13 protein-coding genes are annotated in these 13,268 nt (G+C 64.5%); 2 read left to right on the top strand and 11 right to left on the bottom strand.

Translation table 11 applies throughout. The features are described 5' to 3' along the window. Positions 1–118: 118 nt before the first annotated feature. The 4 genes from K1177_RS14800 to rimM all read right to left on the bottom strand — a co-directional run bounded on the left by K1177_RS14800 (position 119) and on the right by rimM (position 2,764). Entirely contained in the window at positions 119–706 is a 588-nt protein-coding gene (locus K1177_RS14800; protein WP_224704139.1) for a type 2 periplasmic-binding domain-containing protein, read from the bottom strand. A gap of 91 nt (positions 707–797) precedes the next feature. Then, entirely contained in the window at positions 798–1,349 is a 552-nt protein-coding gene (gene rplS / locus K1177_RS14795; protein ID WP_224704138.1) for a 50S ribosomal protein L19, read from the bottom strand. A 189-nt stretch (positions 1,350–1,538) separates the two neighbouring features. Then, positions 1,539–2,231, bottom strand: coding sequence for a tRNA (guanosine(37)-N1)-methyltransferase TrmD (trmD, locus tag K1177_RS14790; protein ID WP_224704137.1), 693 nt, complete (start codon positions 2,229–2,231; stop codon positions 1,539–1,541). Further along, a complete protein-coding gene (gene rimM, locus K1177_RS14785; RefSeq protein WP_224704136.1) occupies positions 2,228–2,764 on the bottom strand; it encodes a ribosome maturation factor RimM in 537 nt (178 codons plus the stop codon). Before rimM ends, trmD begins: the two co-directional genes overlap by 4 nt. A gap of 112 nt (positions 2,765–2,876) precedes the next feature. Here rimM and K1177_RS14780 point away from each other — a divergent pair, with 112 nt between their 5' ends. Continuing rightward, the gene (locus K1177_RS14780) at positions 2,877–3,176 is read left to right on the top strand and encodes a hypothetical protein (RefSeq protein ID WP_224704135.1); all 300 of its coding nucleotides are present in this window, start codon (positions 2,877–2,879) and stop codon (positions 3,174–3,176) included. A gap of 24 nt (positions 3,177–3,200) precedes the next feature. Here K1177_RS14780 and K1177_RS14775 read toward each other — a convergent pair whose 3' ends face one another. Both K1177_RS14775 and leuC read right to left on the bottom strand, forming a co-directional pair. Further along, the gene (locus K1177_RS14775) at positions 3,201–3,632 is read right to left on the bottom strand and encodes a metallopeptidase family protein (RefSeq protein WP_224704134.1); all 432 of its coding nucleotides are present in this window, start codon (positions 3,630–3,632) and stop codon (positions 3,201–3,203) included. Then, positions 3,623–5,029 carry a 3-isopropylmalate dehydratase large subunit gene (gene leuC, locus K1177_RS14770; RefSeq protein WP_224704133.1) on the bottom strand — a complete coding sequence of 469 codons (1,407 nt, stop codon included), beginning with the start codon at positions 5,027–5,029 and terminating at the stop codon, positions 3,623–3,625. The genes K1177_RS14775 and leuC overlap by 10 nt, the downstream gene beginning before the upstream one ends. Before the next feature lie 197 nt (positions 5,030–5,226). Between leuC and K1177_RS14765 the strand changes: the two genes are divergently transcribed. Further along, a complete protein-coding gene (locus K1177_RS14765; protein WP_224704132.1) occupies positions 5,227–6,252 on the top strand; it encodes a GNAT family N-acetyltransferase in 1,026 nt (341 codons plus the stop codon). Positions 6,253–6,276: 24 nt separating this feature from the next. Here the strand turns inward: K1177_RS14765 and K1177_RS14760 are convergent, their stop codons facing one another. The 5 genes from K1177_RS14760 to K1177_RS14740 all read right to left on the bottom strand — a co-directional run bounded on the left by K1177_RS14760 (position 6,277) and on the right by K1177_RS14740 (position 13,218). Then, positions 6,277–7,623 (bottom strand): oligosaccharide flippase family protein, encoded by a 1,347-nt coding sequence (locus K1177_RS14760; protein ID WP_224704131.1) that lies wholly within the window; start codon positions 7,621–7,623, stop codon positions 6,277–6,279. A gap of 116 nt (positions 7,624–7,739) precedes the next feature. Continuing rightward, positions 7,740–8,780: an endonuclease/exonuclease/phosphatase family protein gene (locus tag K1177_RS14755; RefSeq protein WP_224704130.1), complete on the bottom strand. Its 1,041-nt coding sequence runs from the start codon at positions 8,778–8,780 to the stop codon at positions 7,740–7,742. A gap of 2 nt (positions 8,781–8,782) precedes the next feature. Then, a complete protein-coding gene (locus tag K1177_RS14750; protein ID WP_224704129.1) occupies positions 8,783–9,850 on the bottom strand; it encodes a hypothetical protein in 1,068 nt (355 codons plus the stop codon). A 58-nt stretch (positions 9,851–9,908) separates the two neighbouring features. Then, entirely contained in the window at positions 9,909–11,495 is a 1,587-nt protein-coding gene (purH, locus tag K1177_RS14745) for a bifunctional phosphoribosylaminoimidazolecarboxamide formyltransferase/IMP cyclohydrolase (RefSeq protein ID WP_224704128.1), read from the bottom strand. 67 nt (positions 11,496–11,562) lie between these two features. Then, positions 11,563–13,218 carry a heparinase II/III family protein gene (locus tag K1177_RS14740; protein WP_224704127.1) on the bottom strand — a complete coding sequence of 552 codons (1,656 nt, stop codon included), beginning with the start codon at positions 13,216–13,218 and terminating at the stop codon, positions 11,563–11,565. Between the last annotated feature and the right edge of the window lie 50 nt (positions 13,219–13,268).

Below are 13,268 nucleotides of genomic sequence, written 5' to 3'. Positions count from 1 at the left end.
GGGCCTTTGGCTGGCGGGGGCCTAGTTATCGCCAAGCCGAGCGCCAAGGACAAGCCGGAATTCGCCAATGATGGGCCGTGCCCTGGCATGGTTTCACGTGAATCGCTGTCGCGACCGGTCAGGGCTTTGCCGTCGCGCGCGCCTTCCAGGCCTCGATTTCGTCCAGTGTGGTTCCGGCCCCGGCCAGGACGAACTGGTAGATGTCCCAGCTGCTCACAATAACCCCATAATAGTCCTTCCGCGTCCGGGCCTGGGTCTTGAGGCGCAGAATCAGCGCGCGGTCGGCGGTGTCGAGCGCTGCAATCAGCCGGGCGTCCGATTGCTGGCGTCGCGCGTAATCGTCGGGCTCCCAACCCCATAAATCGGCCTTCCAGGCCGTGCCGTCCCCGGCGACAAACTGGACGCCCCAATAGAGCCCCGCGCCAAGTGGGTGGGGATCAACATAGTCATCGAGCATCTGGGCCTTGTGCAGGCGCAAACCGGCCCGCTCCAGCCCGTCATTGAGGTCGCCAAGCAGCCTCGCCCAGGCGAGGCGGGCGCTGGCCGGCACCGGCATATGGATGTCGATGTCGGGCCAGACCATCAGGTCGTAACGCACGCTGCCGGTCACCGCGCAGGCGCCAAAACGCCCGATCAACATGTCCAGCCAGCCGGTATCGCGCAGGATCGCCTCTGCACGCTGCTTGAGTGTTCCCTCTGTCTGCATCGTTGTGGTCTCCCCAATAGAAAAAGCCCGGCTCCTTGCGGGGCCGGGCTCCAATCTCGTGATCAGGCAAGGGCGGTTATGTCGCCCTGTCTTATTCGCTCTTGGCTTCGCCTTCGGCGGCTGCAGCAGCCTCGGCTGCCTTGGCAGCAGCTGCGGCTTCAGCGTCCTTGGCAGCCTGTTCGGCGGCAAAGGCCTCGGCAGCGGCGATCTTCTCAGCTTCGCGGGCTTCACGGGCAGCCTGGGCGTTTTCACGCTCGGTGGCCTCGATCTTCTTGGTACGCGAGTTGGTCGATTCGAAAATACGAGCCGATTTGCCGCGACGATCGCGCAGGTAGTAGAGCTTGGCGCGACGCACCTTGCCGCGCTTGAGCACTTCGATGCTGGCGATATTGGGCGAATAGAGCGGGAACACGCGCTCGACACCTTCGCCGTACGAAATCTTGCGCACGGTGAAGCTTTCCATCAGGCCGCCGCCGTTGATGGCGATCACAACGCCTTCATAGGCCTGCAGGCGTTCCTTGCTGCCTTCGGTGATGCGGACCCACACCTTGACGGTGTCACCATGGGTGAATTCGGGGAGCTGGCGCTTCTCGGCGACAGCCTGCATCTGCTCGGCTTCGAGCTGCTGAATGATATTGGACATCGATGATTCCGTTCTGAATCTTTTCAAAGGAGCGTTGTTCGGGTCTTGCGGCCCGACCGCCCGGTCTTGGTTGGTAACGGAGGGTTGTCGTCTTTTTATTGGTGCAGGTCGGGTCCGATTAGCCCGGCCTGCGGATAGTGGCGCGGCTATAGGGGAAAACGGGCGCAGAGTCCAGTGTTTCGGACAGTTTTATGACTTGTCGCGGTCCAGCAGGTCTGGCCGCCGTGCCCGGGTGAGCGCCAGGCTCTGTTCGGCGCGCCAGCGGGCGATCTTGCCATGGTCGCCCGAGGTGAGCACAGCCGGGATGGGCATGCCCTCGAAGGTCTGTGGCCTTGTGTACTGCGGGTATTCGAGCTGGCCGTTCTCAAAGCTCTCGTCGGCATGGCTGTCGGCGCCGCCCAGTACGCCGGGAATGAGCCGCACCACGGCCTCGAGCAGCACCATGGCCGCCACTTCGCCGCCGGCCAGCACATAGTCGCCAATCGAGATTTCCTCGAGCGCCCGGGCATCAATGACGCGCTGGTCGATGCCCTCGAAGCGGCCGCAGATAATGACGGCGCCGGGTCCCAGGGCCAGCTCGCGGGCGCGCTTCTGCGTCAGCGGCGTGCCGCGCGGGGACATCAGGATGCGCGGACGCGGGTCTCCCGCCGGCGCGACGGCGTCGATGGCGCCGGCCAGGATATCGGGCTTGAGCACCATGCCGGCGCCGCCACCCGAGGGTGTGTCGTCCACGGTGTGGTGGCGGTCGGTGGCAAAGCTGCGCAATTGGGTGGCATTGAGCGACCACAGGCCGTCGGTCAGGCCCCGTCCGAGCACCGAGGCGCCCAGCGGCCCGGGAAAAAGCTCGGGAAACAGGGTGATGATGTCAGCGGAAAAGCTCAATCGGGCTCTTCCTCGCCCTCTTCGGCATCGAGCGGCACTTCGATCACCAGATAGCCCTCGGCCAGGTGGATGGAGGGGACCACGGCCTTGGTGAAGGGGAACAGGAAGGTGTCCCCGCTCTGCTCATCGCGGATTTCGATGAGGTCACCGGCGCCGAAATTGGGCACGGCCACGACTTTGCCGATGACCACGCCCGAGGTGATGCGCGCCTCAAGGCCGATCAGGTCGGTGTGGTAGAAATCGTCCTCGTCTTCGGGATCGGGCAGGCGATCGCGGTCGACGAAGAGGCTCACGCCATTGAGCGCCTCGGCGGCGTTGCGATCATCGATTCCCTTGATGTGAGCAACGACAACATTCTTGTGCAGGCGCAATTTGGTTATGGTCACGGTCAGGCCCGGTCGGTCGGTGGCCAGCGGGCCATAGTCGCCGATGGCCAGGGGATCCTGGGTGTGGGCAGTGATGCGCACGGCGCCCTTGATGCCATGGGCGGCGCCGATCTGGCCAAGCAGGATGGAATTGGTCTTGGTGGTCATGACAGCTCCGGGGAGTCTATGGTGCTCTTAGCAGGCAATACCCATATTGGGAATTGCCAGGCCGAACGGGCAGGGTGCCCGTTTCGGGATTGCCAAAGCAGGAGTGCACAGCATGGCCAAGATTTTGACCAAACGAGAAGACATTCGCCAGTGGGCCGCGGCCCGCGCCGGCAACCCGATGCTGATGGAAACGCCCGATGGCGCCGGCTCGCGCACGCTGCTGCAGCTGACCTTTGGCCAGTATGAACTCAATACCGATGGCAATGAAGGACCCGACCGCATCGGCGGCTTCCAGCTGGTGAGCTGGGACGAGTGGTTCGATGCGCTTGATGCCAACAATCTGGCCGTGCGCGTGTCGGACGATCCATCGGGCGGCAATGAGGCCGAGTTCGAGTTCGTGCAGCGCGACTGACGGACGGGTGCCGCCGGTGCGGGGTCAGTCGCTGCTGTCAGCGGCGGCCTCGATGGCTTCCATGTCTTCGTCGGAAAAACCGAAATGGTGGCCCAGCTCATGGATGAGCACATGGGTCACCACTTCGCCCAGGGTGTTGTCGTCATTCTCGGCCCAGTAGTCGAGAATGGCGCGGCGATAGAGAAACACCGTATTGGGCAGTTGCCCGGTCTGGGGCACGGCGCCGTCCTCGGTCATGCCGATGCCCACGAACAGCCCCATCAGCTCGAAGGGGCTCTCCATGCCGAAGCCTTCGAGCACATCGTCCTCGGCATAGTCAGCCACCGAACAGGTGACGTCGGCCGCCAAGGAGCGGAAAGGCTCGGGCAGTTCCTTGAGGGCCTGGCTGGCCAGGGCCTCGATGTCGTCAAGGGTGGGCGCGTAGCGCGCCCCCCAGTCGGCCTGGCTTACTGCCACTGCCGGATGTCGACGAAGTGGCCGGCGATGGCGGCCGCAGCGGCCATGGCGGGCGATACCAGATGGGTGCGGCCCTTGAAGCCCTGGCGGCCCTCGAAATTGCGGTTTGAGGTCGAGGCGCAACGCTCATGCGGCTTGAGCTTGTCGGGGTTCATGGCCAGGCACATCGAGCAGCCGGGCTCGCGCCACTCAAAGCCGGCATCCTTGAAGATTTTGTCGAGGCCTTCGGCTTCTGCCTGATCCTTGACTAGGCCCGAGCCAGGCACGACCATGGCGTTGACCGTGGCGGCAACCGTACGGCCCTGGATCACGGCGGCAGCGGCGCGCAGATCCTCAATACGGCCATTGGTGCACGAGCCGATGAACACGCGATCGACGGCGATGTCGGTGATCGGCGTGCCGGGCTCGAGGCCCATGTATTCGAGCGCCCGCCACTTGGAGGCGCGCTTGTTCTCGTCGGCGATGTCGTCGGGATTGGGCACCTGGCCCTGCACCGAGATGACGTCCTCGGGCGAAGAGCCCCAGGAGACGATCGGCGGCAGATTGGCCGCGTCCAGGATCACAACCTTGTCATAGACGGCGCCCTCATCGGTGTAGAGCGTCTTCCAGTAGTCGAGCGCCATGTCCCAGGCCTTGCCGGTCGGGGCGCGGTTGCGGCCCTTGACGTAGTCAAAGGTGGTCTGATCGGGGGCGATCAGGCCGGCGCGGGCGCCGCCCTCGATGGTCATGTTGCAGACCGTCATGCGGCCTTCCATGGACAGCGACTGGATGGCTTCGCCGGCAAATTCGATCACATGGCCATTGCCGCCAGCGGTGCCGATCTCGCCGATGATGGCGAGGATGATATCCTTGGCGGTGACATGGGGCGGGAGCTTGCCGTCCACGCGCACCAGCATGTTCTTGGCCTTCTGCTGGATCAGCGTCTGGGTGGCCAGCACATGCTCGACTTCGGAGGTACCGATGCCATGGGCCAGGGCACCGAAGGCGCCGTGGGTGGAGGTATGGCTGTCGCCGCACACAATGGTCATGCCGGGCAGGGTGAAGCCCTGCTCGGGGCCAACGATGTGCACAATGCCCTGACGCTTGTCGAAGGGGTCGAAATATTCGATGCCGAAGTCCTTGGTGTTCTCGGCCAGGGCCGCGATCTGGATCGCGCTCTCGGGGTCGGGATTGGGCAGGGACCGGTCGGTGGTGGGCACGTTGTGGTCGACAACGGCCAGGGTCCGCTCGGGGTGGCGCACGCTGCGCTTGCTCATGCGCAGGCCTTCGAAGGCCTGCGGGCTGGTCACTTCATGCACCAGGTGGCGGTCGATGTAGATGAGCGAGGTGCCATCTGCATTGTTCTGGACCAGATGGTCGTCCCAGATCTTGTCGTAAAGCGTGCGAGCCTTGGTCATGGCGGTATTCCGGCGGGGAAAGTTTGGATCGGTTCTAAGCCGGAGTGCCGCAGGGGTCAAGCAATACCGTACTCACCGGTACGGTTCATCCGGCCAGATCGTGCCAGCGGCAAAGCGTTAACGACACCAACGTGTCGGCTTCGCCAAAGGTCAACGGCAGTAGTATCATGCCGTTAGTCGTAAGAGGTTGAACTTTCATGCTTGTCGTCGGTGCGGCCGTTGTCGGCAAGGGCGTGCTTATGCTCGGGTCTGCGCTCAAGCTCGGCCTGGGTCTGGCAATGGCAGCCAGCCTGCCGGCGGTGCGCCGCGAATCGGTGGTCAATTTCGAGGAAACGGCGCAGATCGCGACCGAGGCTTTCTCGGCGCGCGGCAAGGTGTTCACCGCCGACCAGATGCGCTGGCTCTACAATGACAGCTTCTCGCATGGCACCACGGTGCTGGCGGCTCATGCCGATGGCCGCAAGGTCGGGCAGATCGCCTTGATCCACCAGTTCATCGACGTCCGGGGCAAGGCCGAGCAGGCCGTGCTGCTGACCGATCTGTTCATCCTGGAAAAATATCGATCCCGGCAGGTGCTGGTGGATCTGTTTGCCCAGGTGCTCGAGAACTGCCAGGCCCGCGGGGTGCGCTTCATCCTGGGCATGCCCAATACCTCGGCGCGCTCGATCAATGATCACTTTCTCAAGATGATCCCCTATCTCAAGCTCGATATCCGGGCGAGCTGGCGCCTGCCCTTCCTGGGCACGGGCGACATGGTCTCGCGCCAGATGAAGGATGTCGATCATGGCGACGCCATTGCCCTGTTCGAGCGCTTTGACCTGGCGCCCGACAATGCCGTGGCGTGGACGGCGCAGGGCCTGTTCTCGCGCCTGACCGGCACGCAGGATTACGCCATCCACTACAATGACCGGTTGCTGGCCGTGTCGACGCGGCGCGAGCGCAAGGGCGTGGACTTCACCCTGCTGTGCGCATTGTTTCCGGCCCGGGACGCGGCGCCGGTGGCCAGCGATGTCCGCAATGCCATGCGCGCCGCCTGCGACATGCAGAAGGCGCGGCTGGGCATCTATATCGGGCATGATTCGATCATGCCGGCGCTGCCGGGCTTTGCCCTGCCGGATCGGCTGCGGCCATCGCCGATGACGCTGGATCTGCGCGATCTGGTCAATCCGGACGACAGCGTGGTCTTCAGCCGCTACCAGGGCGTCGATTTCGACTTCGCGTGAGGCGGCGCGCTCGCCGGGATTACCTCAGGCGGCCAGTGGCCGGCGCAGCCGCAGCACGCCAAAGATGGTGGGATCGATCCTGATGTGGACGATGCACCAGATGGCCATGAAGGCCTGCGAGACCAGCCGGGTGATCATGTTGACCAGCGCCAGGCCGACCATGCCGTAATAGGGCAGCACCAGCACCTGCACGACAAAGCCGATCAGGGTGATGGCGCCTAGGCCATAGACATAGGTGCGCTCATGGCCGGTGGTCATCATCAGCGTGCGCGACGGGCCGGTGGCGGCGTCGGCCAACAGGCCAATGGCCAGCAGCACCAGCACGAGCTGGCCATCATCATAGGCCGGGCCAAACAGCGACAGGATGGGACCGCCAAACAGCAGAAATGCCAGGAAGACCACCAGGGCGAAGCTGAAGCCGACCCAGACGCTGGCCGTGGCCAGAAGCTGGGCCTTGCGCATTTCCCGGGCATAGAAGGCGCGGGTAATCATGGGCGCGATGACCAGGACGATGGCATAGCTGATCAGCGTCATCAGCCCGGCGGTGCGGAAGGCGTTGAAATAGAGGGCAGAGTCTTCCAGGCTGTCCATCAGGCCAACCAGAATGATGTCGATGTTGAGCGCGGCCGTTTCGATCAGCGCGCCAAGCAGCAGCCAGCGGCTGACGGCGCCGTTCTCCACCCAATAGTCGCGGGTGCCGGCCCATTGCAGGCGCAGCTCCAGGTTTTGCCGCATGGCGGACCAGTATTGCACACCCAGGGCGCCGATCAGCAGCGCCGCCGACAGCACCAGCGCATCGGGCCCGCTGAGCACGATGCCCATGGCATAGAGCGCGATCACGGCAATGGGCAGGGACAGGCGCCAGATGATGTCGCGCGGCAGAAGCGCGGTCCACAGCGAGCCTTGTGCGCGCAGGGCCGCCGAGTTGAATTCGGCCAGGGCCATGGGCAGCACCAGAAAGGCGGCGCCATAGAAATGATTGGTGGTGTCATCCAGCGTCACCGTGTTGGTGACGACAAAGACCAGCGCTGCCAGCACCGCGATAATGGCCAGCGAGGCAATGATGATCAGCGTCGTGCCCGAACGGATGGCGCGCAGGGCCGCGTCGCGTCGGCCGGCGACCAGGGCCTCGGGCCAGAAGCGCAGAATGGCGGTGGGCTGGCCGACGGCGGCAGCGATAGCCAGCACGGTCGCAAGCGCCAGGCCAAAGGCGAAATGGCCGTATTCGCTCTGCGTCATGGTGCGCGAGAGCACCACATAGGTGATGTAGGTGAGGCCTGCCGTTGCCACCTTGATGCCCAGCGACCCGGCGGAGCGCGCCAGGCCCGAGCTGAGCAATTGGGTGACTTCGGGAGGGAGTCCAAGCCGCATGGATATGTCTCGGAATCGGGGCACTGGCCCCGACATGCACTATCCCATGGCTACCTGCAAAAACGCATAAGCTCCAGAGCGAGGAGTATTACGGTTTGTTAATTCAAAGCGATTGGTTACCGCGCCAGATTGAACACGCTGGTGACCGGCTGGTGGTCAGAGGGTGCAAACCCCAGGTCGCGTGTGGACACCGACACCACTGAGACGTTGGGCGACACAAGGAAGCCATCGATGCTGGTGGTGTAGTTCTCGTCAGCGACATAGGGCTTGTAGAGCGTACGCACGCTGGGCGTGGTGGCATCTGCAGCAATGGTCCATCCCGCTGGCAGCGCCTCGCGCGGGAAAGGATAGATCCAGAACAGGTATTTCTGGTCGGTATTGTCGGGCCATGCCGGATCGGCCAGCACCATGTTCCAGTCGCCGCCGATAATGACGTGGTTGCCCTTGGCGAACTCCGCCTCGGCAAAGGCCAATACGGCACTGATCTGGGCCTGGCGTGTGGAGCCGCCATCGTCGAAGGCTGACAGGTGAATATTGCCCACGACCAGCTGCCCCGGGCGATCCTGCAAGGCGAAACGGGCGATCTGAATGGCATAGCGCCGCTTGAGAAACCCCAGCATGGCGCCCGGCTCGGAGGGTAGGGGAAGAGTCTCCACGCTCAGCGGATTGTAGCGCGCTGCGAGGAACGTGCCATGGTCGAGCGCCAGCGGGAAGGGAATGAAACGCGTCGCCACATCGGGGCGATAGAATGTCTGCCAGTCGGCAAATTGGCCCGCCACCGCGTCGCGTACCGGCGCCCAATAGCTGAGAGGGCTCTTGTTGGAGACTTCCTGGAACAGGCGAATGTCGGAGCTGTCCTCGCCGATGGTGCGAACGATGCCTGCCAGATTGTCATCCACTGTCGCGCGCGATGGCGGTAGCAGCGCGCTGCCCCCGTCCGCTATGAAGTTGGACTGGGCGCCAAGGCCGGCATAGCCCAGATTCCACGTGGTGAGGGTGATCTGGTCGCCAATGGCCGAGGGCAGGGTCGCCAGTGCGGGGGGCGTAGTGCTTTCGGCAACGGGCTTTTGGGTGGAATTGATCACATAGACTCCGACGAGATAGGCCGCCAGAACGGCTGCTGAGGCCAGCAGAACGCTACGAATTGGTCTTTTCAAAGTCACTTGGTTCCGGTGTTGGGCGACGGTTGCTGGTTGCCCCTGCCGGACAGCATGCTTTGCAGGAAGTAGCCGGCGACCGGCGTGACGAGGATCAGGCCACCCCGTCCGGTGGTCAGCGCCACAAGGAAACCGAAGATGCCGCGCTGGCGCGACAGTTCGGCAATGAGCTCATGATAGCGCTGGGTCACGTCCCATGGTCCCTGGTTCATGCGCGACTCATAGAGTCCAAGCTGGCCGAGGAGGTTGTCGACGAAGTTGATATGCAGGGTGAAAAAGATGGCGCAGCCATAGATCAGGCATACGGCGACCAGAATGGCCACGATGATCCTGAGCACATGCAGCGCCTCCTCGGCGAAGACCTGGCGAATACTGGTGCCATAGACGATGGAATAGGCCAGCATGACGCAGAGCAGCAGCATCAGCAGGCTGTTGACCTGATCGAGAATGTAGCCCTCTGCGACGCGCTGGGTGCCGAACAGCACCTCAAAGCGGGTCTGCAGGGCCGAGCCGGCGGCATCATCCATGCCGCGCAGTTCCTGCAGAATGGCATCAACCTTGGTGCTGACAAGCTGGAAGCGATCGTAGTCGATGAAGATCTGATGCACGGTGATGCCGAAAATGGCCATGATCAGCAGGGAGATCGCCGCGCCGTAGCCGATATAGAAGCGATAGCCGCGCGCCAACAGACGCAGATTGTGCTCGGTCTTCTTGATGCCGGGCCGGAAATTGGCACGCCGCACCTTGCGGACGGCGATCACGCTGTAGAGCGTGACCCCCGCGGTGACGATGAGAACCACAGCAAGCGCGTCCACCCAGTTCAGGCGGATCAGATCCAGCAGGTTTGCGTCTGGCGTGAGCACCAGGAGCACCAGCAAGATGGCGGCGATCAGGCCGAGATTGGCCAATTCGCCAACCTCGCCGCTGCTCAGCCAGGGCAATGTCGGCAGCCGGGTGGCAAACTGCTTGGGCCAAACGGGTGCACCCAGGCCATAGGCCAGCTTGAAGCATACAATGCCAAACAGGCCCAGGGCCGCGATGATGGCCAGGTCCCAACCAAAATTGGCCAATGCTGTCTCCCCCGCTCAGGGCGTCAGTTCACCCGCATTTGCCGCTGTGCACAAGACCTCAATGGCGGAAGTGGCGCATGCCGGTCATCACCATGGCGATGCCGGCGGCATCGGCGGCGGCGATGACTTCGTCGTCGCGCATCGAGCCGCCCGGCTGCACCACGGCGGTGGCGCCGGCGGCCACCAGGGCCTCAAGCCCGTCGGCAAAGGGGAAGAAGGCGTCCGACGCGGCGACGGAACCCTGGGTCAGCGCGCCCTCGATGCCGGCCGCCTTGGCGGCGTCGATCGACTTGCGGTGGGCGGTCAGCGCGGAATCGACCCTGGACATCTGTCCGGCGCCAATGCCCACGGTGGCGCCGCCCTTGACGTAGACAATGGCGTTGGACTTGACGTGCTTGGCCACCTTGGCGGCGAGACGCAGATCTGCCATTTCGGCGTCGCTGGGCTGGCGCTTGGTCACGACCTTGAGGTCGCAATCATCGATATTGCGGTTGTCGCGCGACTGGACCAAGAGGCCCCCCGCCACCGACTTGACGATCAGGCCATCGGCCTTGGCATCGGCGAGGCCGCCGGTGAGCAGCAGGCGCAGGTTCTTCTTGGCGGCGATAATGTCCTGGGCTTCCTGGGTGGCCGACGGGGCGACGATCACCTCGGTGAAGACCTTGACGATCTCGGTGGCGGTGGCGGCGTCGATCTCGCGATTGGTGGCGACAATGCCGCCAAAGGCCGAGACGGGGTCGGTGCGCAGGGCGTTCTGATAGGCGGTCAGCAGGTCGCCGGCGACGGCGACGCCGCAGGGATTGGCATGCTTGATGATGGCGACGGCGGCCACTTCGGCGGCGTCGAATTCGCTCACCAGCTCGAAGGCGGCGTCGGTGTCGTTGATATTGTTGTAGCTCAGCGTCTTGCCCTGCACCTGGGTGGCGGTGGCCACGCCGGGGCGGCTGTCACCATTGGCATAAAAGCCCGCCCACTGGTGCGGGTTCTCGCCATAGCGCATCACTTCGCGCAGCGTGCCGGCAAAGCTGCGATAGGGAATTTCGGGATAGTCGATCGCCTTGGCGAACCAGGTCGAAATGGCGCTGTCATAGGCGGCGGTGCGGGCATAGGCCTTGGCGGCCAGCTTCTGGCGCATCGCAAAGGGCACGCCGCCGGTCTCGGCAATGGCGGCCAGAATGGCCGGGTAATCGGCCGGGTCGACCACCACGGTCACATAGGCATGGTTCTTGGCGGCGGAGCGCACCATGGCCGGGCCGCCGATGTCGATGTTCTCGATGATGTCGTCATAGCCGGCACCGGAGGCCACAGTCTTTTCGAAGGGGTAGAGGTTGACGGCCACCAGGTCGATGGCGCCGATCTCGTGTTCGGCCATCGATGCAGCGTGGTCGGCCTTGTCGCGCACCGCCAGCAGGCCACCATGCACCTTGGGATGCAGCGTCTTGACGCGGCCGTCCATCATTTCGGGGAAGCCGGTGAGGTCGGCAATCTCGCGCACCGGCAGGCCGGCGTCGGCGATCAGCTTGTGCGTGCCGCCGGTGGAGACCAGTTCCACGCCCGCAGCGCTGAGGCCCTTGGCGAAGTCGGCCATGCCGGACTTGTCAAAAACAGAAAGCAGTGCGCGCCCGACCTTGACCGTCTTGCCCATGAGGTGTGTGCCCTATCGTGGTGAGTTTGGCCGCTCGCTAGCACGAAGCGCCCCGCGCGCCAACCGGCTATTGCTGTTCGCGGGTAAAGATCCAGGCGATCTCGCCATTGGCGGTGACATCGGCCTCGAGCACCAGCTGGCGCGTCTTGTGCAGGCCGACATAGGCCGATTGGCGCACGCTTTCCTCCTCGCGGAAGCTGGCGCCTTCCCACAAAAAGCTCCACACCGCGCCATTGGGCAGCACCAGGCGCACGATGGCTTCGCCGCGATTGCGCCGCACCATCACGCCCGGCGCCAGGTGAAAGCGCACGGCCAACAGGCCCGATGGCGTGCCATGGGGGATCAGCCGATCCTGCCCCACCAGCGTCGTGCCGCCCGAGAGCAGGGTGATGCGGCGCTCGATGTCGACGCCGAAGCGCTTGGCATAGCCCTGCGTGGTCAGCCACAGCAGCTGGTCGGCGCTGTCGAGGCCGATGGTGGGGATGGGGGCGGTGGCCGCGTCCTCGGCGTCAATGGTGGGTGCGGAATGGGCCACGCCCTGGCGGAACAGGGCCTGGCTGGCGCGCAGATCAGCCGGGGCTGGGCCGCAGCTCCCCAGGATCAGCTCGCTGCCATGGGAAAACTCAATGGCCAGCGCGCTGGCATGGGCATCCTGGTCGAAGCCGGGCGGCGGGATGAGGCCGGAATCGGCGATCACCACAGCGTCGCCATCGCGCAAGATGCCATAGCCACCCAGCAGCATCGAACGGCGGCGACGGCCAGCGGCATTGGCCTGGATGGCGATCAGCACATCATGGGGCAGGTGGCCGGTGCCGTTGAAATAGCCGGGCTCGCCGCTCGACAGCGTCAGCGCGTCCAGGCAATCATGCATGCGGTCGATCTGGGCCATCAGCTCGTTGCCGGCCTCGGATTTGTCCAGGCTGGCGATCCGGCGCACGCTGACCAGCTCAACCAGCAATTGCAGCTGCACCTTGGCACTGCGCGACAGATGCAGGCCATCGCTGTCGAGCTGGCGGGCGAGCAGGGCATTGAGCCGCGCGATGCGACCGGGCACGTCGGTGCGGTCGCCCTGTTCGCAGAATTCGGCGCCCAAAAGGGCAATGGCGGCAAACAGGGTATCAGCCGGATTGGTGGCCAGGCGCCCGCGCAGCTTGAGGCTCTGGATCTGGGCGCCGAGCACGCGCTGGATGGTCTTGGCCTGGTCGGGCGTGGCGCCATCGAGCAGCAGGGGCAGGTGGCGCAGCCAGTTGAGCACGCGCTGGGCGGTGACCATGGGCGCCCAGCTGTCGCTGGCAAAGCCGCCTTCGCGGCCGATCCAGTCGAGCACCAGGGTGCGGGCAAAGTGGCGTTCACCGGTGTCGCGCACATCGCGGAAATGGCGCAGCCAGGAGAAGCCGTGCAGGTTCAGCCACCAGTCCATGTGCTCGACATCGATGGCAAAGGGCGAGCCGCCGCCGGTTTCGATCAGCTTGCTGGCGAGCAGGTACCGGCCGGCCATCATGTCGCGCACGGCCTCGCGGTCGGCTGGCCGGAGTTCGGGCAGGTCGCCGGCAAAGGCGTCATCGGCCAGGCCCCGCCAGGTCCAGCGCAGCACGGGCAGGGTCACCACGGCATCGGCCAGGCCATAGGCAAAGCGGCGCAGGCCATGGCCGAGCCGGGCCATTGCCGTTGTGCGATTGTCCGCCGCGGCCGGAGCCTGCGTCGCTGCCTGTTTGCCCGTCAAAGACCTGATTCCCGGTTTGGTGCCCTTCCCCACGGCACCGCCTGCGTGTT

It is taken from the genome of Devosia aquimaris (assembly GCF_020169335.1).
GTDB lineage: Bacteria > Pseudomonadota > Alphaproteobacteria > Rhizobiales > Devosiaceae > Devosia > Devosia aquimaris.
The sequence above is the reverse complement of the archived record's forward strand: the minus strand, read 5'-3'. Positions and strand labels throughout refer to the sequence as shown.